This window comes from Stenotrophomonas rhizophila, from assembly GCF_001704155.1.
Taxonomy (GTDB): domain Bacteria; phylum Pseudomonadota; class Gammaproteobacteria; order Xanthomonadales; family Xanthomonadaceae; genus Stenotrophomonas; species Stenotrophomonas rhizophila_A.
In genome coordinates, this window is record NZ_CP016294.1 from 2506542 (window position 1) to 2530893 (window position 24352).

The following is a 24352-nucleotide window of genomic DNA, read 5'->3' on the forward strand; positions in this document are numbered from 1 at the left end:
ATCGGGATAGGTACTGCACCGGCGTCAGTATTTTTACTGCGCCGGCAACGGTATGCCTCGAGGGTATGCTCATCCGGCATGAGCCAGGACAGCTACTCACTGATGCGCGGTGGACTGGTGCACCGCCTGCTGCACGCCAGCGGCGCACTGCATGGCAGCCGGCGCCTGTCGTGGTGGCTTGCCGCCCTGCTGGTGGCGGTGACACTGCTTCCCCTGGTCGGGCTGGCCAGCGCGCAGGGAATGCTGCTGCCGCGGCCACACGCCATGGCGTTGCTCGGCGACTACGCCACCCTCGCCCGCCTGCTGCTGGCGTTGCCGCTGCTGGTACTCGCCGCGCCGCGTGCCGATGCGCTGCTGCACAGTGCCCTGCGCCAACTGAGCCAGGCCAGCCTGGTCCACCCGCGTCGGCAGCCCCGGCTGCAGGCGCTGCTGGCTACAATCCGACGTCTGCGTGACAGTCGATGGCCGGAGCTGGCCTGCATCGTGCTGGCCTTCCTGCCGCTGTTCGTCCAGGGTGGCGTGGTCAGCCTGCTCAGCGGCGTTCCCGACTGGCGAACCGAAGGCGGCGCGACCACGCCTGCGGGGCACTGGTATGCATGGGTCGGCATGCCCCTGTTCCGGCTGGTCATGCTGCTGTGGCTGTGGCGGTTCCTGCTCTGGGCCATGCTGCTGGCCCGGCTGCCATCGGTGGGTCTGACGCTGCACGCCGAGCATCCCGACCGGACCGGTGGCCTGGCGTTTCTGGGCGTGGCCCACGAGCGTTTCAGCATGCTGGGCGCGGCTGGCGCACTGGTCCTGTCCGGGGCCTGCCTCAACCACATGACCTATCTCGACGCCTCGCTGTACTCGCTGCGCCACTTGCTGGCGGGGTACGTGATTGGCGTGACCCTGCTGTTGCTGGCCCCGCTGGTACTGCTCAGCCCGATCCTGATCCGCGCGCGACGGCATGCGCTGTACCGTTTCAGCGCCCTGGGCAGCCGCGCGGCGGCCGCGTTCGACCAGCGCTGGAGAGCGGCCAGTGAGGACACGGCCGGCAGCGAGTCGCTGCTCGACCACAACGATGCCTCGGCGTTCGCTGATTTCAGCGCGGTTTACCAGGGCACCGCATCGATGTCAGTGGTACCGTTCACCCGCTGGACCCTGCTGGGCATGGTCCTGCCCGCCATGGCGCCACTGCTGCCCCTGGCGCTGGTGGCGATGTCGGTCGACGACCTGGTCGCCAAGCTGGCAGGCATGCTGATCTGAACGACGGATCTGCCTACAGCGAGTGCGAGAGGAAGCGTTCGCCGCGCAATGCGGCCTGCACGGCCATGGCCAGGTCATCGCCCGCGTCGGACTTCAGCACGTAACTGCACGGTCCCAGGGCCATGGCCTGGTCCACCATCTGCGGCTCGGCATGCACGGTGATGAACACCACGCCCAGTACCGGCCGCTGCACGCGCAGCCGCCGCGCCGCTTCCAGGCCGTTGAGCTCGGGCATGGCGATGTCGGTCACCACCACGTCGGGCAGCATCGACTGCGCCGCCTTGACCAGCGAGGCGCCGTCCTGGACCAGGCCGATCACCTCGAACTGTTCGGCAAGCAGGCCACGCAGTTGCCGGCCCATGGCGGAGCCGTCTTCGGCAAGCAGCACACGGGCAGCATTCATGGTTCCCGCCAGGTCGACGCGTTCCCTGATGGTGTGCCGTGGCTGTCCCCCGGACAAGGGAAAAACAACCGGACGCGGGCAAGTAAATCTACTTGCCCGCGTCCCGTATGCAGACGGTGCTCAGTGCCGGATCAGGCCTTCGTGTTCGGCCTTGCGCACCAGTTCCAGCGTGCCGTGCACGCCGAGCTCCTGCATGATCGCGTACTTGTGCGATTCGATCGTGCGCACCGACACCCCAAGTTCGTAAGCGATCTGCTTGGAACGCAGCCCGCGCGCGACGTACTCCAGGATGCGCAGCTGCTTGTCGGTCAGCACGTACTGCTGTCGGCCCGCATTGGTGATGGCATCTGCGGCCAGCGTCGGGGTGACATAGGTGTGCCCGCCCATCACGCCGGCCAGGGCCCGCACCAGTTCCTCGCCCGCCGCGCTCTTGAGCACATACCCGCGCGCGCCGGCACGGATCGCTTCGGCCGCCATGCTCGACTCGTCATGCATGGTGAGGAACACCACCGGCATTTCGTAGCCCTCCTCCCGCATCCGCCGCAGCGCCTGGATGCCGGTGAGGCCAGGCATGCTGATGTCGGCCACCACCACGTCGGGAGGATCCCGACGCACGGCCTCGACAAGCTCCTCACCCGAGGACACCAGCTCGATCGAATCGAACCGGCCTTCCAGCAGATGCTCGATGCCCTGCGCCACCACGCGGTGGTCGTCGGCCAGCACTACCCTGCGATACCGGCACTCCGCCGGCGAATACGAAACCTGCATGTTGTCGTCTCCCGTGGCATCAATCGTCCCCTGATTGAAGTGCTCTGCGGGCCAGCGGTAGCGCCAGCCCCGCACAACGATTCGACCTTGATGGTGCCGACGTGATGGCGCCGTGACGTTGTTTCACACTGTGACGAACGTTCAAAACGGTTCAGCCACGCAGGGTATCCCGGGGGCTTTCGCCGAACACGTCGCGGTACATCACCGAGAACCGCCCCAGATGCGCAAAGCCAAAACGCGTCGCCACCTCGGTCACCCCGACCGAGCCCCGGGCATGCCGCAGGGCACTGCGGGCCAGGTTCAACCGCGCCAGCTGGTGCCAATGGCACGGGCCATGTCCGTAAGCATCACGAAACAGACGCTCCAGCTGGCGTTCGCCCACGCCCAGGTGCCGGGACAGCGCCCGGCTGTCATAGGGATTGTCCAGCTGCAACTTCAGGTAGGCCTCGGCCTGGCGCACGATGGCGTCGCGGCGGCGCTCGTTGCAGCTGCCCAACCCCCGCCGTTCGGGTCCGCCATCGGAGGCCGCCACGGCATCGATGAACACCCCGAGCAGGGTGGATGCCTGCCTCTCCAGCTGCTCGGGCGGAACGATCCCCTGCCAACCGGCGGCGTCCTGGAGCACCGTGAACACCCCTTCGCGCAGGTTGCGCGCGTCCGTGGGGGCCGCCGCGCGGCTGTACCAGCCCACCCGGGGCAGCCGCAGTTCGCGCCCGACCCGCTGCACCGCTTCGCGCTGCAGCACGGTGCGCGGAATGAGCATCACGGCCCATTGCCACCCCCCAGGACTGGGGCGCACGTTCAACTCGCTGTCCTCGGCAAACACCATGATCTGGCCCGCCTCGATCCAGCGTCCGTTGGCCCACATCGGTTGCGCGCACGTGACGGCCAGGGCCAGCGCGATCATGCCCTGGCTGAAGCTGCCACTGGCAAAGATCGGCAGCGTGTAGGCGCCGCTGTCCAGACTGAACTCGGGAAAGACCAGGCGCTGCACGCAGGCGCGGAAGTGGCCGGCAGCCAGCAGCCGCTGTTCGAAGCGGGTATCGCGCACCACCCCCAGCAGGGCGTCCGCATCAAAGCCGTCAACGACAAAACGGCTGTAGGGGGACATCGGTTCGTCCATCGCCAGCTCCCGGATTCGTCGGAATGTGGATAGCGCGCGTCGAGTCAACCTGTTCTCATCGGCGCGATTGTGGGGCCGTTACGACATGGCGACAAGTCGTGCCGCCGTCCCCAGCCGTGACCGGTCGCAGTCCGTTGCTCACCCGAAAGTCGTACCACGTTATGGCGCATGGATTGCCAGTGTGGCGGTCCCGCGCATCTCCCCGAGGTGCAGAGTGCAGGCCAGCAGCCAGGTGAACCAGGTCGGCGCGACTCCGCCCGACACCGCCCGCAACCGCTTGTCCTTGCGTCGGAGTGAGCGCTTCACATCGTCTCCACTGGATGTACGCATCCTCATAACAAACGTGCTCCCGCTCCTGCTCGGCTGCATGCTCGGCCAGTGGCTGCCCACGCTTGCCCCCAACCCGCAGCTGCATGTGCTGTGGATACCCGGCCCGGTACTGCTGGGCTGGTTGCTGTTCACACCGCGCAGCCAATGGCGCGGGTGCATCCTCGCCGCCTGCGCCGGCACCGTGCTGTCGTTGCTGCTGGTGCCGCTGTCGGCACTGCCGCGCCTGCTGGCCAGCCTGGGCGAGTTCGCCATGGTGGCAATGGTGGCGTGGCTGCTGCTGCGCTGGCGCGGCGAGCGCGCTGCGCTGGAGGACTACCGCGACCTGACCCTGTTCCTGCTGCTGGCCTGTGTGCTGCTGCCCCTGTGCGGGGCGTGGTGGTACGTGCTGGCACTGGGTGGACGCGGTCCTGCGCTGGCGCCCGCCACGATGCGCGAGTTGGCCCTCACCAGCAGCGTCAGTTACCTGCTGATCGTGCCGGCCCTGGTCAACGTGGCCCGCATCCTTGAAGCGCCCGAGCGCCGCCACGGCTGGCATTGGCAGACGCTGGGCCTGGCCCTGCTGCTGCTGGGCCTGCTGGTGGTGCTGTGGACGGTGGATTGGCAGGACGGTGTGGTCACCCCGCTGCTCACCCTGGCGCCGATTCCGCTGCTGGTCTGGGCACTGATCGTGTTTGGCATCGCGGGGGCATCCTTGACCATGGTGGTCGTGGCGGTGCTGGGGATGCAGCTGGGCCTGGAAGCGATGGGACCGTTCGGCTTCTGGACGCCCGCGCGCAACCTGCTCACCGGCCAGGCTTGGACCCTGTGCACGGGGTTCGCACTGCTGTTCCTGGGCGCACTTTCCGAGCAGAAGCTGTCCAACCGGATAAAACTGCAGCGTGCGTACGCGCGCCTGGGCGAGGTCACCGGGAGGATGCTGGTGGTGCAGGAAGAGGAACGCACCCGGATCGCGCGCGACCTGCATGACGACGTCAACCAGTCGCTGGCCGCGATCTCGATCCGGCTCAGCACCCTGCGCAACCACATCCCGCCTTCCGAGCGCCCCAGCGTGGTTGAACTGCAGGACCAGCTGTTGTCGGTGTCCAACGACATCCGCGCCATCTCGCACGAACTGCACCCCAGCATCCTGCGCTTCACCGGGCTGGCAAGTGCGCTGGATGCGTTCTGCATCAAGCGCAACGCACGCGGACGGCTGCGGCTGCGCTGCAGCATCGAGGACGCGCCACGCCTGAACGACGAACAGGAGCTGAGCCTGTTCCGGATCGTCCAGGAAGCAGTCAACAACGTGGACAAACACGCGCGCGCCAGCGTGGCCGACGTACTGGTGTGCGTGCGTGGGCAGAACGTGGTGCTGCGGGTGGATGACGATGGCGTGGGCATCCTGGCCAGCCACCTGCGGCGCACGCCCGGGCTGGGCCTGATCAGCATGGAAGAACGCGCACGCCTGCTGGCTGGCACCCTGCACGTGGGCACCAGCCCGCTCGGCGGTGCGCGGATTGAGGTGCGCTTTCCCCTGCGCGATGCCGCGCCGCGTGGTCCGGCCGGCCAGTAGAACCCTACGGATGGAGACTCCCATGCCCGCTCTTCGCAAGGCGCCCTGGCTGTCCTTCGTGCTGTTGGCCGGGTGCGCCACCGGTCCACTGACCAGCCCGGCACCGGCACTGATCCCCTCCGCACTGCCGCCGCAGCCTGCACCCGTTCCGGAGCTGCGCCCGGGCGTGCCCGCCGGCTACCTGGGACGTGCGCTGCCCGACAGCCTGGTGTTGCTGCCGCCGCCTCCCGCCAAGGGCTCGCCCGGGTTTGCCCGTGACCAGGCGACCAGCCGGGCATCGCAGAAGTTGAAATCCAGTCCGCGCTACGCACTGGCCAGTCGCGATGCCGACCTGCGCTTCCCGCAGGTGGCCAGCACGTTTTCCTGCGCGCTGGGGGTGCCGATCAGCCAGCAGGATACGCCGCGCCTTTACCTGCTGCTGCAACGCAGCCTCGTCGATGCGGGCCTGGCCACGTACGCGGCCAAGGACCATTACAAGCGCACACGGCCATTCGTGTTCTACAAAGAGAAGACCTGCTTCCCGGCCGACGAAGCCTCGCTGCGCACCGACGGCTCCTATCCTTCCGGGCATACCTCGATCGGCTGGGCCTGGGCACTGCTGCTGAGCGAGCTTAGCCCGGCCCAGGCCGATGCCGTGCTCGCCCGCGGCCGAGCATTCGGCGAGAACCGGCTGATCTGCAACGCGCACTGGCAAAGCGATGTGCTGCAGGGGCGTGCGGTCGGCGCTGGCGCCGTCGCGGTGCTGCACGCCAATGAAACCTTCAACGCGGATATGAGGGCAGCCCGTGCCGAGATCGACAGCCTGCGCGGCAGCGGCGTGGTGGCCCAGGACTGCGAGGCCGAGGCGACGGCATTGAAGGTGAAGATTCCCGGCGTGGAGTAACCACCCGCGTAGGCAACAAACTGTCCCGCTGCTGGCAGGCTGCGCGCAGCAAGCCAGCATGGCATGCTCGACGCTCCATATTCCCGTTGCAGAGCGTGCGCCATGGCACAGGTCAGGATTGTTTCCGACGGCCCCAACTACCGGCACCAGATCCAGGCCGGTGCACACCACGTGGTGGCCGATGAGCCGGCCACGCTGGGCGGACAGGGCGCGGGCATGGCGCCGTTCGAGCTGTACCTGGCGGCGCTGTCGGCCTGCACGGCCATCACCCTGCGCATGTATGCGGAGAAGAAGGGCTGGGACCTCGGCGAGTTCCGCGCCGAACTGTCCTCCTCCCGCGACGCCGACAACCGCCTGCTGGTCCACCGGGTGCTGCATGCCAGCGGTGCGCTTGATGACGCGCAGTGGCAACGGTTGCTGGACGTCGTGGAACGGACGCCGGTGACCCTGGTGATGCGCGAAGGTGCGGTGATCACCAGCGAGCGGGCTGCCGGCTGAGACGGATCGCAGGCGAGAAATGGCCTGGCTCGCTGCCCCCTGAGCGATGACGGGGGAGACATCCCGCGGTTGACAGCGAGCCAGGACAAAGCGTGCCGGTCGCGTGCTCCTGGACCTCCAGGGCCCTGTCCACGCGTTGGCGCTTCGTGGTCATTAGAACGCCGGGGTGGATGCGCAGACGCTTCGATCCGGCAGCACGAACGTGCGTTCCGGCAAGATGAGGGAGGAATGCGGCATGTGGATGCGCAATTCCGGCACGTTGCCGGAAACGTGCCTTCAGGCCGGGATGCCCGCCGAGGCAGGCGCACGCATCAGGGTGTCCCGGGGCAGCTCACCGAACACGCGCCGATAGTTGTCGGCGAACCGCGACAGATCCCACAGGCCACAGCTGAGCGCCACCGCCTTGACCGACTTGCGGGTGGCGTCGGCCATCGACAGGCCGCGGCATGCGGCGCACAGCCGCAGCATCGACAGGTACCGGTTGGGCGAGGTGCCGAACAGGTCCTCGAAGGCATAGCGCAGGGCACGCTCGCTCACGCCCGCTGCGGCGCAGATTTCGTGCATGTAGATGTTGCGCCGCAGATTCTGCCGCATGAAGGATTCGGCGCGCTGTGAGATCAGATAGTGCGCGTGGCGCGCACGGGAATTGGCCGCCCGGCTCTGGCCCTGGGCCGCGAGCAACGCCTGCACGTGCTCGTGCAGCAGCAGCGCAGCAGCGTCAGCAGGCAGGGCCGGATCCGCGCCGCCAAGCCATGCGGGAAGCTGCGCGTAGCGCCCGGCAAGCCCGCAACCGCTGGCGCCCGCATCGAACAGCGACAGTGCCTGCCCGAAAGGCAGGTTCGAACGCAGGCTGAGTTCGGTGAGTTTGCGCTGCACCCGCTGCATGGGCGTAAGCAGGAAGCTGAAACGGCTGCCGGCACTGAACGCGAATTCACTGGCGCCTTCGGGAAACACCGTCAATGCCGTACCCGCGTCCAGGCTCACGCCGTGGCACCAGCTTCGCGATGGGTCGGTCTCGTGGATGAAACCGAGCAGGCACCATTCCGGCGGCAACACGAAGCGTCCGCGGAAGTGGAAACCGCAGGTGACCGTGCAGAACAGCGATTCATCATGCACCTGCGACTGGATCGATGCGCGCGGCCCGTTGTCGTCCAGCAGCACCATTTCCAGTTCGCAGACCCGAAGCACACCGCTTAATGACGCCAGGTCATGCTGGCGTAACGCGGTACCGTGAATCTCCTGCACTTCACCATCGGCCATGACAGCGGTTTCCCCGTTTGGCGTGGACTCCACGATGGTCGCCATCCACCGTGCAGGCCCCTTCCTGGTTTGCTGTGCATTCCCCCCTCGGAATGCGTCGCTGGTTCTACCGGACAGAATATCGGTGTGTTTTCGCGGAGTTTCTGCGTGAAGGTGTTTACACGGCGTCAATATCCTCCATTCACTTGATGTCCATGGGGCCATCACGGGGGTGGCGTGTAAGACCCTGCCGATTTTGTGCATCCGCCGGGGCCAGCGGTGGCGGAACATCGTCCGACGTGCCCCGCGCGCAAGGACGCTTCCCATGGCCGCTCCCCTCCAGCTGCTGCACCCCAGGCCGCCACCGATGACCCTCGTCCTCTACGCCCCGGCCAGCCACCTGGCCGCCCTGCTCGAAGCCCGGCTCCCGGTCGGGATGCGCGTGCACTGGCAGGACAGTGCCGCGCCGCCGGGTGCGCTCGACGTTCATCGTCGCAGCGGCCCCTGCGTGGTGCTGCTGGATTATCTGCGCGGGGCCGCCCAGGCCTCCAGCGAGCTGGCCAGGCGGCTCCAGCGCAGTCATCCCGACCTGCCGCTGGTCGCGGTCGGGTCGACCTCGTCGAAGGAGGAAGATGGCATTGTCGCGGCAGTACGGGCGGGCCTGCGCGACATTCTCGACCTGGAAGCGAGCACCGCCGAGATCGACGCCGTGCTGCGCCGCGCCGCCGCCCTGCCTGCCGATGTTCCCGACCTGCCTGCGCCGGGCGCCGCGAAGGCCCGGCTGATCCTGCTGCTGGGCGTACGCGCCGGGGTCGGCACCAGCACGCTGGCCACCCATCTGGGGGTGATGGCGCAACAGCTCGCCGTGCCCCGCGCCGGAGAGGACGACGCCACGTGCACCCTGCTGGTCGATCTCGGCCATCCGGCCGGCGATGCCGCGCTGTACCTCAACGTGGACAGCCAGTTCCACTACGACGATGCGCTTCGCCATGCCAATCGCATCGACGCCAACCTGGTCCGCACGGTGGTGACCCGGCACGAAGGCGGACTTCACCTGCTGGGACAGCCGGCAAGCGGAGATGGCGGTACCCTTGCCGATCCAGCCGTACTGATGCAGCGCCTGCGCGGCGTGTTCCGCACGGTGCTGTGCGACCTGGGTGGTGTTCCGGTCCGCCAGGTTCCCCGCTCCCTCCTCAACGGTGCCGACGAAATCTGGCTCGTCGCCGACCCGGCGATCGGCACCCTGGTCTCACTCGACCAGGTGTTGAAGCACCTGGACGCCATCGGCAGCCGCGACGCGCGCCTGCAGTTGGTCATCAACCGCCACCACCAGGGCGGCGGACTGGGCCCGGCCCAGATCGCTGACCGGTTCGGCCTGCCGCTGCTGGCTACCCTGCCCTGCTGCGAACGCTTGCGTACCAGCGCCAACCATGGGCACCTGCTGTTGCACGATGCCCCCCGCGCGCCCTACCTGCGCGCGCTCGCGCCCTTGCTGGCGCGCCTGTGCCCTGCCGCGCCGCCTGCGCGGCCGCACACCCCGCTGGAAACCCTCATGCGCTTCCTGGACAGCCGTCAATGGAAAAGAAAGTAGTCCCGCTCGGCCCGGTCGCTGCGCATGCGGATTCCGTGCCCGCGGATCCGGCAGCGGACCCACGGGTGCCGTTCGCGCAGTCCGAGGACTTTCTGCGGGTGCTGGCCGCTGCCCATGAGCACCTGCTCAACAGCATCGAGGATGGCCAGGTCGACATCGACGCCTGGTCGCCGGTCACGGTAGCCCGCTACGTAACCACCCAGACCGACCGGTTTGTGCAGGAATGGCGCATCCCGGTCAATGCCGCCGAAATGGAAATCGTGGCAGCCGCGCTGGTCAAGGAACTGACCGGCTTCGGCCCCTTGGATGACCTGCTGCGCGACCCCGCCATCGATGCCATCCTCATCAACGGCTACCGGGATATCCATGTCTCCCAGGCCGGACAGCTGGTGCCGATCAACCAGCGTTTCACCGATGATGACCACCTGCTGCGGATCCTGCGCCGCATCCTGGCCCCGCTGGGGCGCCGGCTGGACGAAGAGTGCCCGATCGTGGCCGTGCGCCTGCCCGCTGGTGGCCATCTCAACGCGATCATCCCGCCGCTGGCGCTGGATGGCCCGGTGGTCTCCATCCGCAAGTTCCGCAGGACCCCGTTCACCTGTGACGAGCTGCTGCGCATGGGCACGTTCGATCCTGCCGTGCATGCGCTGTTGAACGCCATGGTTTTGGGCCGCTGCAACATCCTCGTCTGCGGCACCGCCGATTCGGGGAAAACCGCGCTGCTCAACGCCATGGCCGGATGCATTCCGGCCGACGAACGCATCGCCACCGTCGAGGAGGTTGCCGAACTGACCCTCAAGCACCCCCATGTCGTGCGCCTGGAAAGCCGCGCAGCGGGCACGGACGGCCAGGGCGCGGTCGGCATCCGCGAGCTGATGCGCAGCAGCCTGGGCATGCGCCCCGACCGGATCCTGGTGGGTGAACTGCGCGGCGCCGAGGTCATCGAGATGCTGCAGGCGATGGCGACCGGGCACGATGGCTCCATGGCCACTGTGCGCGCCAGCTCCGCGCGCGACTGCCTGCAACGGCTGGAGATCCTGGCAGGACTCGCGGGCTTCCAGGGCAGCGAAGACAACGTGCGTCGTCAGGTCGCCAGTGCGGTTGATTTCGTGGTGCATGTCCAGCGGCTGGGCAGCGGTCGCCGCGTGGTGGCGTCGATCAGCGAGGTGACCGGCATCAGCGACAGCGCCATCGGCACCCGCGAACTGTTCCATCACGAACTGCAGATCGATGCCGATGGCCGCGAGCAGGACCGCTGGGTCGGGATCGACCTCCAACCCCGCTCCAGCAAGCTTGAGGCGTTCCGACGGCAGCTGCGCCAGGCACGGGGCAGCCGTTCCTGATGCCGGGACAGACAGAAACGGCGGCCCTGCGGCCGCCGTTTTCTGTCCTCACACGCCATTGCGTGATCAGGCCGCGGCAGCGACCTGCGCGCTCTGGCGCTGCACCAACGCGTTGAAGCGCGCCAGCGAGCTCAGGTGGTGGTGGATCGAGGCCAGCCAGCCGTTGCGATGCCAGGCGAGGACGATGGCGTCGGGCAGCTTGGCGAACTTCTCGACGTCCACCACGTGGAAGCCGTTCACCGACATCTTCTCACCGCTGGGCAGGGTCACGTCGATGCTGCGCTCGACCAGCAGGTCCTGTTCCTTCAGCGCGGCACTGAACTGGCGGGTCTGCTCGTATTCGCGGGTGAAATCAGCGCAGAACTTCATGGCATTGTCGACCAGTTCGGTCGCCTTGCCATCAACGAACAGCGGCTCGCCTTCGTCGCTGACGCCCTGGTTGACCTGTTCCGAATCGGCATCCAGCGCCAGCAGGAAATTATCGTCCTCGGCCTGCACGAACACGAACGGATAGCGGCGCAGGTAGGCCGGGGCGTAGGTGTCATCGGCCCACTTGCCGTCGGTCACGAACAGGTTGCGGCGGGCCAGGCCCACGGCCACGATCGGCGAGGCATCCTGGCCGGTGAACAGGATGGGGAAATGCTGGGCGGCCATGCCGAATTCGCCGATCACCGCCGGAATGGCGTTGGTCTCGGCGGCAAACGCCAGCGAACCCGGACGCAGGCGCCAGTTGGCGTGCTTGTCCGATTGCAGCGGCAGCGGCTGGCGGTAGAACAGCGGACCGGAAGCCTGGGCCGGAGCGGCCGGCGGAGTAGTCGTTTCAGCAGTCATGAATTTGGTCAGGTACGACGCGCCATACAGCCCGGGCACGAAAGCGGGCACCGCATTGATCGAGCACTATAGCGTGGCTGTTTTGCAGCCGGCTACCGCCCGGTGAATTCGCTGCACTGCAGCAACACGGGCCCGAGGGGTCAATCCGGGCCCTCGAAACGAGCCGGTCGCGACGCGGTGCGTGGTCATGCCGGCAGGGGATGGGTAATGATCACGGCAGCTACGCGACGCCCCCCCCATGCACGATCCCGCCTGCCCGCCCCACCTGTTCCGCCTGCTCAACCCTGCGCTGATAGGGGCCGCCTGCCTGGCACTGGCTGGCTGTGCCGAGCAGGGGCCGGCTGCGGCGGTGCACGAACTGACCCTCCTTCCCGAACCGGTGGCCACTGCCGCGCCGCTACCGGGGGGCGACAACGTGCTTCGGCGTGTGCATTTCCGCGACCGCCACGGGGAAGGCCTGCTGGTGCTGGAGCGAAGTGACGAAACCCATGAGGATGCCGACAGCGGCGACGTGCTCGAGGTCGCGGTGCTGACCGCGCAGCTGCATGCCCGGTTGGACCCGCGCGGGGCCTGGAGCAAGCAATGGCAGCGTCAGATCCGCCAGCCCTGCGCCGGACTGGACCTGGAAGCGGGCTGGTTCCTGGAGCACGTGGGCGTGACCGACCTGGATGGCGATGGCCAGGCGGAGATCACGTTGGCCAGCCACACGTTCTGTGGGGGCGGCATCGACCCGCACCAGCTGCACATCAGCCTGATAGACGGCGGCACCGGCTACGGAATCGAAGGTGAAACGCGGGTGTCGCTGCCCGGGGAGGAGCCCTTCGGCGGCGAACACCACGGCAGCGCGAACCTGGCGACCGCGCCGGCAGCGTTCGTGCAGCACCTGGAGGCGCTGTGGTCGACGCTGCGCGCTCAGCCGATCACGATGTAATCGCTGACCTGTTCGATGCCCGCATGCGCAGCGCGCACCAGCTGTACATGGCGGCCACCCACCTGGTCGATGGCGATGCAGTCATCCACCTCCAGCAACGCGTCGGTATGCGGCTTGTCCCAGCGCGCATCCTGCAGCGCCTTGGCCTTGCGCCGGGCCGCCGCCAGATCGGGCGCGACCAGCAGCAGGTAATCATGCGCCTCGCCCAGTGCGCCGGGCACATAGCCACCCAGATTGACGAAGAACAGCCGCGGCTCGTCCGCCGCCGGGGCGGCGTCGACAAACGCTACCCGATAGTCCTCGACCCCATCGACGGCCAGCCAGCCATCGACATGCAGCCCCTTGGCCTCGCCAAACCAGTCCCGGCGCAGCTGCGGATACGCATCCTCGATGCGTTCAACGTTGGCGAAGGCCACGTCATGGACTTCGATCCGCGCGCGGGCATGACGCCCCCCCAGCATGAACACGTGCAGCACCACCGGCTCCTTCGTCGACTCCGGCCACCAGTGTAGCGGCGCCCACCCCGGGGCCACCACGGCGGTGGTATGGTCGGGGCTGGCAACCGCAGGAGCGACCCATGACGACCCGTTCGCGCAACGTGCTTCCGCTGGTGGCCCTGGCCACCCTGTCCCTGTCCGCCTGCGCCACCGCGCCCGGGCCGGAAATCACCGGCAGCGGCGAATGCCACGCCGAAGGGCTGACCTGGGCCATCGGCAAGAATGCCGACGAAGCGACCATGCGCACTGTCTTCAAGCAGAGCGGCGCCGGCCTGATCATCCCCATCGGCCCCGGCTCCACCGTCGCCACCCGCGACCATCGCTCCGACCGCCTGCGCGTCTACCTCGACAAGGACAACATCATCACTGCAGTCCGCTGCGAGTGATGTTGGTTTAGCGCGTACGGCGCAGAGCAAGAGCAAGATCAAAAGCCCTGGTCTGCGAACGTCCTCGGCTTGGCCGGCGGGTGTGGGTTTGCGGGACACGCTGCAAGTACATCCATGTAAGCTCGTTCGCGCCATCCATGGCGCTCTACGGTCCCGCAAACCCACCCCCGCCAGCCATTGACAGTTGGCTGGTTGCCCATGGAAATCAAACGCAAGGCAACGGCAACGACAGCCGCTACGCTGTCGCTTTACCCTGGCCACCGACTTACTGTCAAAGGGTCGGCGGGCATGGGGGTACGGGGGCTTTGCGAAACATGGATGTTTCGCAAGAGCCCCCATGGATGGGTTTACGGCGCCCCCCGTACCCCCATGCCCGCCGGCCCAAGCCAGGCAAACTCGCAGACCAAGGCTTTACCGCTTTACCGCTTTACCGCTTTACCGCTTTCAGCGCGACAAACCCACCAGCGAATCCTCACTGATCTCGCGAATGTTCCGCGCACCGGTCAGCGTCATCGCCACGCGCATTTCCTTTGCGATCAGATCCAGCAGGTTGGCCACGCCGGCCTCGCCGTGAGCCGCCAGCGCATACACGAACGCGCGGCCCAGCAGTACGCCGTCCGCACCCAGCGCCAGCATGCGTACTACGTCCAGCCCGCTGCGGATGCCTGAATCGACCAGGATCTCCACCTCGCCCTTGACCGCACTGGCGATGGCCGGAAGCGCGCGCGCCGTCGACAGCGCTCCGTCCAGCTGGCGGCCGCCATGGTTGGATACCACGATGCCATCGGCGCCGAAACGCACCGCATCGCGCGCGTCTTCGGGATCCAGGATGCCCTTGATCACCATCGGCCCCGTCCAGAACTCGCGTATCCATTCCAGGTCCTTCCACGAAATGGAAGGATCGAAATTGCTGCCCAGCCAGCCGATGTAATCGCCCAGCCCGGTGGGATTGCCGCGATAGGTGGAGATGTTGCCCAGGTCATGCGGGCGCCCACGCAACCCAACGTCCCACGCCCAGCGCGGGTGGGTCACGGCCTGCAGCATGCGCCGCAACGGCGCGTTGGGGCCGCTCATCCCCGAATGCGCATCGCGGTAGCGCGCGCCGGGCGTGGGCATGTCCACCGTGAATACCAGCGTGGTGACCCCTGCCGCCTTGGCCCGTTCCAGCGCATTGCGCATGAAACCGCGGTCCTTCAGCACATACAGCTGGAACCACATCGGGCGACCGATGGCCGGCGCTACCTCCTCGATCGCGCACACCGACACCGTCGACAGCGTGAACGGAATGCCGCGACTCGCCGCCGCCCTCGCCGCCTGCACCTCGCCCCGTCGCGCAAACATCCCGGTCAGCCCCACCGGCCCCAGCGCCACCGGCATCGCCATGCGCTCACCCAGCAGCTCCGCATCCAGGCTCAGGTCGGCCACGTTGCGCAGGATCCGCTGGCGCAGCGCGATGCCGGCCAGGTCCTCGACGTTGCGGCGCAGCGTGTGCTCGGCGTAGGCGCCGCCGTCGATGTAATGGAACAGGAACGGCGGCAGCCGGCGTTGCGCGGCGGCACGGTAATCGGTGGAAGCGGAAATGATCATGGTCCAACCATGGCGGTGCGTTCACGATCCGCCCATTAGACCAAAGATCTACGCCCCCACAGCGGATTGCCTGCCTAACCGCAGCCGCACGGACTGGCCGGCCCCTTGAGCTCCACCCCGTTGCCATCGGGGTCGCGCAGGTAAAGTGACAACCCGTCGCCTTCGGCACCCAGGTTGCTGCTGACCTGCCCATCCACCGCCACCCCGTGCATCGTCAGGTGCTCGCGCAGCGCCGTCTCGTCGAACGGCTCGATGCGCAGGCACAGGTGCTCGAGATTGCGTCCCTGCGCGCCGGCCGCCGGACCACCACGGCTGCCCAGTGCACCTTCTACGCTCACCAGGTCGATCATCGAGGATCCTGCATGCAGGTGCACCATGCCCAGCGTCGGGCGCTCGCGCGCTACCGTGCAGCCCAATACATCGCGGTAGAAGGCCACGGCACGTTGCAGATCCTGTACCCGCAGCACCAGGTGATCAAGGCGTTTGATCTCGAACGGACGTTCGCTGCTCATGGTGACTCCAGCTTTTTTGCCAATCGACGGAACACCGTCAGCACGATCACGCACATCACGCTGACCCCGATCGCAATCACATATTCCCCGATCCCCACCGCGATGCCGATGGCCGCGGCCATGATCAGCGAACTGGCCGTGGTCAAACCGCTGACTTCATCATCGCGGTTGCCACGCAGGATGGTGCCCGCCGCCACGAAGCCAACGCACGCCACTACCGCCTCGATCAGGCGTACCGGATCCACCTGCAGCAGGTCGCGGTAGCGCTCCTGCTGGAAATGCTCGGCGATGCTGTCGCCCAGGCCGACGATCAGCGCGGCCGCGCCGGCAATCAGCATGTGCGTGCGCAGCCCGGCCGCATGCTTGCCCAACTCCCGCTCCAGGCCGAGCACGCCACCAAACAACATTGCTGCGGCGATGCGCAGCAGAATCGACAGATCCTGTTCCAGTCCCATCCAGCTCTCCTCGGCAATGCCTCAAGCCTTGCGTGAGCGTCGTGGGAGTGCCGTGAAATCCGGCGTGAGCATGGCGTGCAGGAGCGGGCAGGCCCGCCCCTGCCCCACGGTGTTTACTGGGCCAGGTAACCGCCATCGATGGCGTAATACGTACCGGTAGCGAACGACGCGTCGGCACTGGCCAGCCAGGCCACCAGCGCTGCCACTTCTTCCGCCTTTCCCAGCCGGTTCAGCGCGTGCTTGGCTTCCAGCGCCTTACGTACGGTCGGATCCATCTTGTCCAGCAGGGGCGTGGCAATGAAGCCCGGGCCCACCGCGTTGACCCGGATGTTATCGCCTGCGTGTTCCCAGGCAGCGGTCTGGGTCAGCCCCACCACGCCGTGCTTGGCGGCGACGTAGGCGGCCGAATTGGCGAACCCGACCTGGCCCAGGATCGAGGCCATGTTGATGATGCTGCCGCCCTTGCCGCCCTTGCGCAGCGCCTGGATCTGCGCGCGCTGGCACAGGAATACGCTGTTGAGGTTCACGTCGATGACGCGCTTCCAGCCGTCCACCGGGTACTCGCCGCTGGTCGCCGACGGGCCACCGATGCCCGCGTTGTTGACCGCGATATCCAGCCCGCCCAGTTCCTGCACCGTGCGCTGTACGGCCGCATCCACCGCCGCTTCATCGGTGACGTCCAGGGCGATGCCGATGGCATTGACGCCACGACCACGGATGGCCTCGGCGGTCTTCTGCACCGCGTCGTCCTTCAGGTCCCACACCGCGACCGCCGCGCCGGAGTCGGCCAGCAGCTCGGCCACGGCCAGGCCGATACCGGAAACGCCACCGGTGACGATGGCAACCTTGCCCTTGAGTTGGTAATCGATCATTGCACTGCCTCTGCTTGGGTACCTCGCTACCCTACGCCCCGGATGCGTTACACAACGTGCACGCAGCGCCCCGCAACAATGCTTCCCATCGCTGCAACGCACCCGGGCCTATGCTGGGTGTCGTATCCCCTGCACGACTTCCCTTCCCCAAGGCATCGCACATGACACAGTCCCCTGACGGTACGTTGTTCACCCCCACCCGGCTCGGCGCGATCGAGGTCGGTAACCGCATCGCGATGGCCCCGTTGACGCGCAACCGCGCCATCGAAGGTCGCGTGCCCAACCCGCTGGCCATCCAGTACTACGAACAGCGCGCCAGCGCCGGCCTGATCATTGCCGAAGCCACCCAGATCAGCCCGCTCGGCCAGGGCTACCTGGACACGCCCGGCATCTACAGCCAGGCCCAGATTGATGCCTGGCGCAAGGTGACCGATGCGGTGCATGCGCGTGGCGGCCGCATCGTGCTGCAGCTCTGGCACGTGGGCCGAATCTCGCACACCAGCCTGCTTCCGGACGGCGAAGTGCCGGTGGCACCCAGCGCGCTGCGCGCCAATGGCAAGACCTTCACCGCAAAGGGCTTCGAGGATGTCTCCGAGCCGCGTGCGCTGCGCCTGGACGAGATTCCCGCGCTGATCCAGGACTTCCGCCAGGCCGCGCGCAATGCGATCACCGCCGGTTTCGACGGCGTGGAAGTACATGCCGCCAACGGCTACCTGATCGATCAATTCCTGCGTGATGGCAGCAACCTGCGCACCGACGAATACGGCGGCAGCATCGAAAACCGCACCCGCCTGCTCGACGAAGTGGTGCGCGCGATCGCTTCGGAAATCGGCGCAGAGCGTACCGGCGTGCGCCTGTCGCCGGTGACCCCGGCCAACGATGCGCGGGATTCGCAGCCGCAGCCGTTGTTCGAACGTGCGGTCGAGCGCCTGGATGCCATTGGCGGCTTGGCCTTCGTGCATGTGATCGAAGGCGCCACCGGTGGCCCGCGCGACAACATCGCGTTCGATTACGCGGCGCTGCGCGCGAAGTTCAAGGGCCCGTGGATCGCCAACAACGGCTACGACAAGGACAGTGCCGAGCAGGCCATCGCGTCCGGCTATGCGGACATGATCGCGTTCGGGCGCGCCTTCATCGCCAACCCGGACCTGGTCGAACGCCTGCGCCTGGGCGTGGCATTGTCCGACCTTGATCCGGACACGCTGTATGGCGGTGGCGCCAAGGGCTATACCGATTACCCGAGCGTATCCGGGTAATCGCCCTCGGCATCAGTACACCGGCAACGCAATGAACGACGCGTTGCCCGGTGCATGCCACACCTGCTGGGTCGCCTTCTGGTAATCGCCGGGCTTGGCCAGGTAGATGTTGGGTACGAAGGTCTGCGGGTTGCGGTCGTACAGCGGGAACAGGCTGGACTGCACCTGCACCATCACCCGGTGGCCCGGCTGGAACACGTGGTTGGCGGTGGGCAGGCCGAACCTGTAATCGAGCACCTGGTTGGAGGCGATCGCCTTGGGTTCGCTGAAGCTTTCGCGGTAGCGGCCCCGGAAGATCGCCATCGACACGCCCAGCTCATAGCCGCCCATCTCCGGCGTCGACGGCACCTGGTCCGGATACACGTCGATCAGCTTCACCACCCAGTCACTGTCGCTGCCGCTGGTGGCCGCCTGCAGGTTCACCTGCGGCGCGCCGCCGATCCGCAGCGGTTCGGTGAGCGGCTCGCTGACGAAGGTCAGCACGTCGGTGCGGCCATCGACGAAGCGCTGGTCCTTGACCAGCCAGCTGGTCCACATGTCGCGGTCGGCGAAGCGCACCGGACGCGGCGCGAACGGGACCGGCTTGGCCGGGTCGGAAACATAGGCTTCGTACGTGGCCTCCCCCGCCTGCGGCGCTTCGAACGAGAGCTTGCCGCCGGCGCGCAGGTACAGCGGTCTGGTCTGGGCAGCGGTACGCGGCCACTGCTGCAGCTTGTCCCAGTGGTTTTCGCCGGTGTTGTAGATCAGCACCGGGGGCGTATCGGCCTTGGCCGCGCCATCGACCAGGTACTGGTCGAAGAACGGCTTGAGCACGTCACGGCGGAACTGCAATGCGGTATCGCCGTTGAACTTCAGCGCGCCCAGGCTGCTGCCGTCATAGTTGACCTGGCTGTGCCGCCACGGGCCCATGACCAGATAGTTGAGCGTATTGCCGGTGTCACGCGGCTCCATCGCGGCATAGCTGTGCACCGCGCCCCACATGTCTTCCTGGTCCCACAGGCCCTGCAGCCACATGGTGGGGACTTTCAATTCGGTCTTGGCCATGCGCGCATCCAGCGCCTGTTCCTGCCAGAAGGCATCGTAGGCAGGGTGTTCCACCAGCTTGTGCCACCACGCCAGCTGTTCCAGGCCATTGGCCTTGGCATAGTCACCGGCCGAGCCGGCACGCAGGAAGGTGGTGTAATCGTCGTAGCCGGTGCTGGGAATGGACGGGCCTTTGCCGCGCTTGGCCAGCTGGCCGGTGAAGTAGCCGAAGTTGACCTGGCGGAAGGCGCCGTAGTTGAGCCAGTCATCGCCCATCCAGCCATCGATCATCGGGCTCTGCGGCGCGGCGACCTTCAGCGCGGGGTGCGGGTTGGTCAGCGCCATCACCACGGTGAAGCCTTCATACGAGGAGCCCAGCATGCCGACCTTGCCGTTGCTTTCGGGCACGTGCTTGACCAGCCAGTCGATGGTGTCCCAGGCGTCGGTGGCATGGTCGACCTTGGTGGCATTGAGCGGGCCACGCAGCGGCCGGGTCATCACGTAATCGCCTTCAGAACCGTACTTGCCGCGGATATCCTGGAACACGCGGATATAGCCGGCATCGACGAACACTTCGTCGCCCTGCGGGAGGATGTCGCGCATGTGCGGCGAATCGATGCGTTTGGCGCGGTTGGCGGCGTCGTAGGGCGTACGGGTCAACAGCATCGGTGCATTGCGCGCGCCCTTGGGCACGACGATGACCGTATACAGCTTGGTCCCGTCGCGCATCGGAATCATCACTTCGCGCTTGTCGTAGTCATACCCCGCAGTAGGGGTGACGAATCCCTTGGCCGGAATGTCCGGCGTCATCGGCGCGGTCTGCGCCGACACGCTGGCGGCAATCATCAGGCTCAACAGCACGACAGGCACGACACGAACACGCATGGCTCTCTCCGGGAAGGTGATGGCGACCAACCTCCGCAGCCTAGCGCCGTTCTTCCCCTGCCGATATGTGCCGATGGTTGGCCGCGAACGGCCTTCTGGAGCAAAGCCTTGAAGCCTTGAAGCCAAAGCCTTGAAGCCAGAGCCTTGGTCTGCGGGCGTCCCTGGCTTGGGCCGGCGGGCATGGGGGTACGGGGGGCGCCGTAAACCCATCCATGGGGGCTCTTGCGAAACATCCATGTTTCGCAAAGCCCCCGTACCCCCATGCCCGCCGACCCGTTGACAGTGAGCCGGTGGCCAAGGGAACAGCGGTAGGTACCGACCGTTGGTCGGCACTTGCTACTGCTTTTGCTTTCAGCTACCGAGCACCGGAATCCGTCTTGAGGTGGGCGGGTACCCCCATCCGGGACTGTCTAAAACATGGATGTTTTTGACAAGCCCCCATGGATGGGTTCACGGCGGGTCCCGGATGGGGGTACCCGCCCGCCTCAGCGCGCAGCAATCAAAACGCTGCCGTTCGCCGAAATGCGTGAGCGCAAAACGCGCCCACGCACCACGCCGAACTTACTTCACCACACCACCACTCAACACCATCGGCGAGGTCTGCAGCGGCTCATTGGCCGAACGCGAAAGCTGCAGCTCGTAGCGGCCTTCCGCAATCTTCCACTGCTTGTCGCGCGTATCGAAACTGGCCATCGCCTTCGGTTCGGCCTCGATGCGGATCCGGCGCGATTCGCCCGGCTGCAGCGTGACCTTCTGGAACCCGATCAGGCGGATCGGCGTGGTGCTGCCTTCCGGCATCTTCAGGTACAGCTGCGCCACGTCCGCACCGGCCACCTTGCCGGTGTTGCGCACGTCCACCGTCGCCACCAGGCGCTGGCCCATCGCCGTGTAGGTCAGGTTGTCGTACTGGAACTGCGTGTACGAGAGCCCGTGGCCGAATGCGAACTGCGGCGTGAGGCCCTTGGCCGCGAACCACTTGTAGCCGACGTTGGCACCTTCGATGTTGTAATCGATGGTGTCGTCCGGCTTCTGCTTCGGATTGAAGCCCAGCCCGTTCACGTGCGGGCGAGGCAGCTGCGACGCGTCCACCGGCCACGTCACCGGCAGCCGGCCCGAGGGATTCACCTTGCCGGTCAGCAGCGCCGCAATGGCCTCACCGCCGCGGATGCCCGGGTACCACGCCTGCAGGATCGCCGGCACCTGCTGCAGCCACGGCAGCTCGACCGGACCGTTGGTTTCCAGCACCACCACCGTCTTCGGGTTGGCCTTGGCCACCCCGGCAATCAGCGTGTCCTGGTTGTCCGGCAGCTTCATGTGCGGCAGATCCACCGACTCGGCCGACCACTGCGTCGCGAACACGATCGCCACGTCGGCTGCGGCGGCAGCGCGCGCGGCAGCCGCCACGTCACGGCCGTCCACGTACTCGATGGTTGCATCCGGGCGCTCTGCGCGCAGCGCCTCCAGCGGCGAGGACGGGTGGAAGATCACCGGGCCCGGCCAGGTGGTCGGCAGCACGCCCGGCACCGCATTGGTGCCCCGCGCGGTCCAGCCCACCATCGACGAACCACCGCCCCCGATCACGCCCTTGTCGGCATGCCCGCCGATGATCACGATGCGCTGCACCTCCTTGCCCAGCGGCAGCACGTCGCCGGCGTTGCGCAGCAGTACGCTGCCCTCTTCCACGGTGCGCTGCGCGGCCGCAAAGCCCGCTTCATCGTCGATCGGCACATGCTGCGGCGGCAGGTCGAAATTGCCGTGCGCGAACATCGTGCGCAGGATCCGCGCCACCATGTCGTCCAACCGCGCCTGCGGCACCGTGCCACCGGCCACGGCCAGCCGCAGCGGCGCATCGAAATACACCGCCTTGTCGAACACCTCGCCCGCCGACTGCTGGTCCAGGCCAGCCAGCGCCGCCTTCGAACCGCTGTGCACACCGCCCCAGTCGGACATCACGAAACCCGGGAACTTCCATTCCTGCTTGAGCACCTGGTTCATCAGGTAATCGTGCTCGCAGCCGTAGGTGCCGTTGATGCGGTTGTAGGAACACATCACCGAACCGGGCTTGCCCTCGTCCAGGGCGATTTCAAAGGCCAGCAGGTCCGACTCGCGCATCGCCTGTTCGCCGATTTCGGCACTGTGGAAGTTGCGCGAGGTTTCCATGTCGTTGAGCGCGAAATGCTTCATCGTCGAGATCACGTGCTGGCTCTGCACACCGCGGATCGACTCACCCACCAGGCGACCGGCCAGCACCGGGTCTTCGCCGGCGTATTCGAAATTGCGGCCATTGCGCGGGTCGCGCTGCAGGTTGACGCTGCCGGCCAGCAGGATGTTGAAGCGCTGCTGCCACGCTTCGCGGCCCATGGTGGCACCGCCGGTGAAGGCGATCTGCGGGTTCCAGCTCGAGGCAGTGGACGGGCCCGAGGGCATCGCCGTGGCATGGTCGCCCTTGCGGATCCCGCCCGGGTTGGTCACGCCCACGCCGGCATCGGCCGACTGCTGGGACGGAATGCCCAGGCGCGGCACGCCCGGCACGAACCCGGCCGAACCGACCGCGCCTTCCGGCAGCGGCCCGCCATCCTTGCCCAGCCCGAAGTAGCTGTGCAGCATCTGGAACTTCTCGTCCACGGTCATCCGCGCCACCAGCAGCCTGGCACGCGCATCCGCGCCCAGGCCGGTGTCCATCCACGGCGTGTCGCCGCCCACGGGGGCGTTGTAGCCCAGCGTCAGCAGCTGGCCGGCGATGCTCGCATCGGCATCCAGGCGCAGCTTGACCGGCTTGGTCGTGGCGGCATCGAAGCCGGCACTGTACCCGGCACCCTTGCCGATGGCGGCGAAACCTGCGGCGGTGGCGATGTCCGCATCGGTACCCAGCAGCAGCGCCGGCGCACCCAGGCGCGAGCTGTCCACCAGCGTTTTGACCGCCGTGCCATCGGCCTCGGCAGCGCGCGTGTACAGCGCCACCACGTGGCGGCCGTCGTTGAGGCGCAGGTAGTTCAGGCCCGGCGCTTCCACGCCCGATTCGGCTTCCACTGGCAGGCGTGAGAGCACGATGCTGCCGCGCTGTTCGGCTGCAGCCGGGTCGGCACTGACGAAGCGATAGGTGTAGCCCAGGTCGTCGGCCAATGCTGCCAGCGGGTCCGGTGCCTGCGCGCTTCCCATGCTGTCGGCCGGACGGATCACGTTGCCGATGGTCAGCGCATCCACGTCCAGCGCCTGCAGCTGTTCGGCCACCAGCTTGGCATCCAGGTACGTCGGTGCCTGGTCCAGGCGCAGCACGGTGAAGGCGTCGCCACCCACCGCCGGTGCGGCAAAGGCAGGGGCAGACAGCGACAGGGCGATGGCGGCCGTCAGGGCCAAGGGCTTTGTAATCGTTTTCATAAGCGGGCGAAACACCTTTGCTGACGCAGTAAATCCAGGGAGTCTTGCCGCAGAAGGGTGCAGCGCCGTCATGGCGGGATCCCGGCACGCAACTGCGCTCGGGATCGAAGTACACGGGCACGCCAGCCACGATCAGGCCCCTCCGCCTGTCGCCACAGCCACCGCATCCGTCGGGTGCCGTCACCAGCACCCATCCGCTCAAGAGTCGTTCACCCTGTTCATTCGTGTCAACAGCGTGTTCAGGTTCACGGCAGTGAATTCGGCTTGATCACTTCGGTCTCCGCCGCCGTCAGCGCCCTGCCCTCGGCGTCGCGCGGCATCAGCGGTGCCACCGCTTGTCCGGTGCCGATCACCTGCAGGTGCGAACGCGGTTCAGACGGATCGAACAGATGGCCCTCGCCCCATTGGCGCAGCGCCACCACCAGCGGGAACAGCGCCTGGCCTTGGGCGGTGAGCACGTAGTCGTGGTAACGGCTGCCATCGGCGGCGGCCTGCTGGGTCAGCACACCGGCGTCCTGCAGGGCCTGGAGGCGCTGGCTGAGCATGCTGCGCGACATGCCCAGGCCGCGCTGGAAATCGCTGAAGCGGCGGACGCCGTCGAAGGCGTCACGCACGATCAGCAGCGACCAGCGGTCGCCGATCCGGTCCAGCGCGCGGGCAACCGGGCAGGTGCGGTTGAGATCGTGGTGCATGGCGAGCCTCCTTGAGTGGTTTCATTTTAGAACCAAATGGCACAGACTCAACTGGTTCTATTTTGATACCAG

The 24352-nt window shown here is 67.0% G+C and carries 22 protein-coding genes; 9 read left to right on the plus strand and 13 right to left on the minus strand.

Going from position 1 to position 24352, the window contains the following annotated elements; genetic code table 11:
• Positions 1-78: 78 nt before the first annotated feature.
• Positions 79-1245 (plus strand): hypothetical protein, encoded by a 1167-nt coding sequence (locus BAY15_RS11180; protein WP_068852511.1) that lies wholly within the window; start codon positions 79-81, stop codon positions 1243-1245.
• Positions 1246-1258: 13 nt separating this feature from the next.
• Here the strand turns inward: BAY15_RS11180 and BAY15_RS11185 are convergent, their stop codons facing one another.
• From BAY15_RS11185 to BAY15_RS11195, 3 genes are all read right to left on the minus strand, one after another.
• The gene (locus tag BAY15_RS11185; RefSeq protein WP_068852514.1) at positions 1259-1648 is read right to left on the minus strand and encodes a response regulator; all 390 of its coding nucleotides are present in this window, start codon (positions 1646-1648) and stop codon (positions 1259-1261) included.
• A gap of 120 nt (positions 1649-1768) precedes the next feature.
• On the minus strand, positions 1769-2416 hold the full coding sequence (locus BAY15_RS11190) for a response regulator (RefSeq protein ID WP_068852517.1): 648 nt from the start codon (positions 2414-2416) through the stop codon (positions 1769-1771).
• Between the two features lie 151 nt (positions 2417-2567).
• On the minus strand, positions 2568-3527 hold the full coding sequence (locus BAY15_RS11195) for an AraC family transcriptional regulator (protein ID WP_157771741.1): 960 nt from the start codon (positions 3525-3527) through the stop codon (positions 2568-2570).
• A 355-nt stretch (positions 3528-3882) separates the two neighbouring features.
• On the opposite strand from BAY15_RS11195, the gene BAY15_RS11205 reads away from it, so the two are divergent.
• The 3 genes from BAY15_RS11205 to BAY15_RS11215 all read left to right on the plus strand — a co-directional run bounded on the left by BAY15_RS11205 (position 3883) and on the right by BAY15_RS11215 (position 6802).
• Positions 3883-5421: a sensor histidine kinase gene (locus BAY15_RS11205; protein ID WP_167693299.1), complete on the plus strand. Its 1539-nt coding sequence runs from the start codon at positions 3883-3885 to the stop codon at positions 5419-5421.
• Positions 5422-5443: 22 nt separating this feature from the next.
• Positions 5444-6304 carry an acid phosphatase gene (locus BAY15_RS11210; protein WP_083214164.1) on the plus strand — a complete coding sequence of 287 codons (861 nt, stop codon included), beginning with the start codon at positions 5444-5446 and terminating at the stop codon, positions 6302-6304.
• A 102-nt stretch (positions 6305-6406) separates the two neighbouring features.
• On the plus strand, positions 6407-6802 hold the full coding sequence (locus BAY15_RS11215; RefSeq protein ID WP_068852528.1) for an OsmC family protein: 396 nt from the start codon (positions 6407-6409) through the stop codon (positions 6800-6802).
• A 276-nt stretch (positions 6803-7078) separates the two neighbouring features.
• Here the strand turns inward: BAY15_RS11215 and BAY15_RS11220 are convergent, their stop codons facing one another.
• Positions 7079-8062: a helix-turn-helix domain-containing protein gene (locus BAY15_RS11220; protein ID WP_068854681.1), complete on the minus strand. Its 984-nt coding sequence runs from the start codon at positions 8060-8062 to the stop codon at positions 7079-7081.
• 304 nt (positions 8063-8366) lie between these two features.
• Here BAY15_RS11220 and BAY15_RS11225 point away from each other — a divergent pair, with 304 nt between their 5' ends.
• Both BAY15_RS11225 and BAY15_RS11230 read left to right on the plus strand, forming a co-directional pair.
• Positions 8367-9632 carry an AAA family ATPase gene (locus BAY15_RS11225; RefSeq protein ID WP_237334250.1) on the plus strand — a complete coding sequence of 422 codons (1266 nt, stop codon included), beginning with the start codon at positions 8367-8369 and terminating at the stop codon, positions 9630-9632.
• Positions 9617-10975: a CpaF family protein gene (locus BAY15_RS11230; protein ID WP_068852533.1), complete on the plus strand. Its 1359-nt coding sequence runs from the start codon at positions 9617-9619 to the stop codon at positions 10973-10975. Before BAY15_RS11225 ends, BAY15_RS11230 begins: the two co-directional genes overlap by 16 nt.
• Positions 10976-11041: 66 nt before the next feature.
• On the opposite strand, the gene BAY15_RS11235 is transcribed toward BAY15_RS11230, so the two are convergent.
• Complete coding sequence (locus BAY15_RS11235) at positions 11042-11806, minus strand: SapC family protein (protein ID WP_068854682.1); 765 nt, start codon at positions 11804-11806, stop codon at positions 11042-11044.
• 238 nt (positions 11807-12044) lie between these two features.
• On the opposite strand from BAY15_RS11235, the gene BAY15_RS11240 reads away from it, so the two are divergent.
• Positions 12045-12737 carry a M949_RS01915 family surface polysaccharide biosynthesis protein gene (locus BAY15_RS11240; RefSeq protein ID WP_068852535.1) on the plus strand — a complete coding sequence of 231 codons (693 nt, stop codon included), beginning with the start codon at positions 12045-12047 and terminating at the stop codon, positions 12735-12737.
• Here the strand turns inward: BAY15_RS11240 and BAY15_RS11245 are convergent.
• Entirely contained in the window at positions 12719-13213 is a 495-nt protein-coding gene (locus tag BAY15_RS11245) for a DUF1543 domain-containing protein (protein WP_068854683.1), read from the minus strand. The genes BAY15_RS11240 and BAY15_RS11245 overlap by 19 nt on opposite strands.
• A 101-nt stretch (positions 13214-13314) precedes the next feature.
• Between BAY15_RS11245 and BAY15_RS11250 the strand changes: the two genes are divergently transcribed.
• Positions 13315-13620 carry a hypothetical protein gene (locus tag BAY15_RS11250; protein ID WP_068852538.1) on the plus strand — a complete coding sequence of 102 codons (306 nt, stop codon included), beginning with the start codon at positions 13315-13317 and terminating at the stop codon, positions 13618-13620.
• 444 nt (positions 13621-14064) lie between these two features.
• On the opposite strand, the gene lldD is transcribed toward BAY15_RS11250, so the two are convergent.
• The 4 genes from lldD to BAY15_RS11270 form a co-directional block, all read right to left on the minus strand.
• A complete protein-coding gene (gene lldD / locus BAY15_RS11255; protein ID WP_068852541.1) occupies positions 14065-15207 on the minus strand; it encodes an FMN-dependent L-lactate dehydrogenase LldD in 1143 nt (380 codons plus the stop codon).
• 74 nt (positions 15208-15281) lie between these two features.
• Positions 15282-15719: a VOC family protein gene (locus tag BAY15_RS11260; protein ID WP_068852544.1), complete on the minus strand. Its 438-nt coding sequence runs from the start codon at positions 15717-15719 to the stop codon at positions 15282-15284.
• Entirely contained in the window at positions 15716-16174 is a 459-nt protein-coding gene (locus BAY15_RS11265; RefSeq protein WP_068852546.1) for an MgtC/SapB family protein, read from the minus strand. Before BAY15_RS11265 ends, BAY15_RS11260 begins: the two co-directional genes overlap by 4 nt.
• A 113-nt stretch (positions 16175-16287) precedes the next feature.
• A complete protein-coding gene (locus BAY15_RS11270; RefSeq protein WP_068852549.1) occupies positions 16288-17046 on the minus strand; it encodes an SDR family NAD(P)-dependent oxidoreductase in 759 nt (252 codons plus the stop codon).
• 161 nt (positions 17047-17207) lie between these two features.
• Here BAY15_RS11270 and BAY15_RS11275 point away from each other — a divergent pair, with 161 nt between their 5' ends.
• Entirely contained in the window at positions 17208-18302 is a 1095-nt protein-coding gene (locus BAY15_RS11275; RefSeq protein ID WP_068852552.1) for an alkene reductase, read from the plus strand.
• Between the two features lie 12 nt (positions 18303-18314).
• Here BAY15_RS11275 and BAY15_RS11280 read toward each other — a convergent pair whose 3' ends face one another.
• From BAY15_RS11280 to BAY15_RS11290, 3 genes are all read right to left on the minus strand, one after another.
• Positions 18315-20210, minus strand: a complete 1896-nt coding sequence (locus tag BAY15_RS11280; protein WP_068852555.1) for a CocE/NonD family hydrolase — start codon at positions 20208-20210, stop codon at positions 18315-18317.
• Between the two features lie 561 nt (positions 20211-20771).
• Positions 20772-23588: a beta-glucosidase family protein gene (locus BAY15_RS11285; RefSeq protein ID WP_167693300.1), complete on the minus strand. Its 2817-nt coding sequence runs from the start codon at positions 23586-23588 to the stop codon at positions 20772-20774.
• 245 nt (positions 23589-23833) lie between these two features.
• Positions 23834-24280 carry a winged helix-turn-helix transcriptional regulator gene (locus tag BAY15_RS11290; protein WP_068852558.1) on the minus strand — a complete coding sequence of 149 codons (447 nt, stop codon included), beginning with the start codon at positions 24278-24280 and terminating at the stop codon, positions 23834-23836.
• Between the last annotated feature and the right edge of the window lie 72 nt (positions 24281-24352).

Excerpts from the sequence above, each read along its gene's own strand:
- BAY15_RS11180 (WP_068852511.1), top strand. The coding sequence starts at position 79 with ATGAGCCAGGACAGCTACTCACTGATGCGCGGTGGACTGGTGCACCGC.
- BAY15_RS11185 (WP_068852514.1), bottom strand. The coding sequence starts at position 1,648 with ATGAATGCTGCCCGTGTGCTGCTTGCCGAAGACGGCTCCGCCATGGGC.
- BAY15_RS11190 (WP_068852517.1), bottom strand. The coding sequence starts at position 2,416 with ATGCAGGTTTCGTATTCGCCGGCGGAGTGCCGGTATCGCAGGGTAGTG.
- BAY15_RS11195 (WP_157771741.1), bottom strand. The coding sequence starts at position 3,527 with ATGTCCCCCTACAGCCGTTTTGTCGTTGACGGCTTTGATGCGGACGCC.
- BAY15_RS11210 (WP_083214164.1), top strand. The coding sequence starts at position 5,444 with ATGCCCGCTCTTCGCAAGGCGCCCTGGCTGTCCTTCGTGCTGTTGGCC.
- BAY15_RS11215 (WP_068852528.1), top strand. The coding sequence starts at position 6,407 with ATGGCACAGGTCAGGATTGTTTCCGACGGCCCCAACTACCGGCACCAG.
- BAY15_RS11220 (WP_068854681.1), bottom strand. The coding sequence starts at position 8,062 with ATGGCCGATGGTGAAGTGCAGGAGATTCACGGTACCGCGTTACGCCAG.
- BAY15_RS11225 (WP_237334250.1), top strand. The coding sequence starts at position 8,367 with ATGGCCGCTCCCCTCCAGCTGCTGCACCCCAGGCCGCCACCGATGACC.
- BAY15_RS11230 (WP_068852533.1), top strand. The coding sequence starts at position 9,617 with ATGGAAAAGAAAGTAGTCCCGCTCGGCCCGGTCGCTGCGCATGCGGAT.
- BAY15_RS11235 (WP_068854682.1), bottom strand. The coding sequence starts at position 11,806 with ATGACTGCTGAAACGACTACTCCGCCGGCCGCTCCGGCCCAGGCTTCC.
- BAY15_RS11240 (WP_068852535.1), top strand. The coding sequence starts at position 12,045 with ATGCACGATCCCGCCTGCCCGCCCCACCTGTTCCGCCTGCTCAACCCT.
- BAY15_RS11250 (WP_068852538.1), top strand. The coding sequence starts at position 13,315 with ATGACGACCCGTTCGCGCAACGTGCTTCCGCTGGTGGCCCTGGCCACC.
- lldD (WP_068852541.1), bottom strand. The coding sequence starts at position 15,207 with ATGATCATTTCCGCTTCCACCGATTACCGTGCCGCCGCGCAACGCCGG.
- BAY15_RS11260 (WP_068852544.1), bottom strand. The coding sequence starts at position 15,719 with ATGAGCAGCGAACGTCCGTTCGAGATCAAACGCCTTGATCACCTGGTG.
- BAY15_RS11265 (WP_068852546.1), bottom strand. The coding sequence starts at position 16,174 with ATGGGACTGGAACAGGATCTGTCGATTCTGCTGCGCATCGCCGCAGCA.
- BAY15_RS11270 (WP_068852549.1), bottom strand. The coding sequence starts at position 17,046 with ATGATCGATTACCAACTCAAGGGCAAGGTTGCCATCGTCACCGGTGGC.
- BAY15_RS11275 (WP_068852552.1), top strand. The coding sequence starts at position 17,208 with ATGACACAGTCCCCTGACGGTACGTTGTTCACCCCCACCCGGCTCGGC.
- BAY15_RS11280 (WP_068852555.1), bottom strand. The coding sequence starts at position 20,210 with ATGCGTGTTCGTGTCGTGCCTGTCGTGCTGTTGAGCCTGATGATTGCC.
- BAY15_RS11285 (WP_167693300.1), bottom strand. The coding sequence starts at position 23,588 with ATGAAAACGATTACAAAGCCCTTGGCCCTGACGGCCGCCATCGCCCTG.
- BAY15_RS11290 (WP_068852558.1), bottom strand. The coding sequence starts at position 24,280 with ATGCACCACGATCTCAACCGCACCTGCCCGGTTGCCCGCGCGCTGGAC.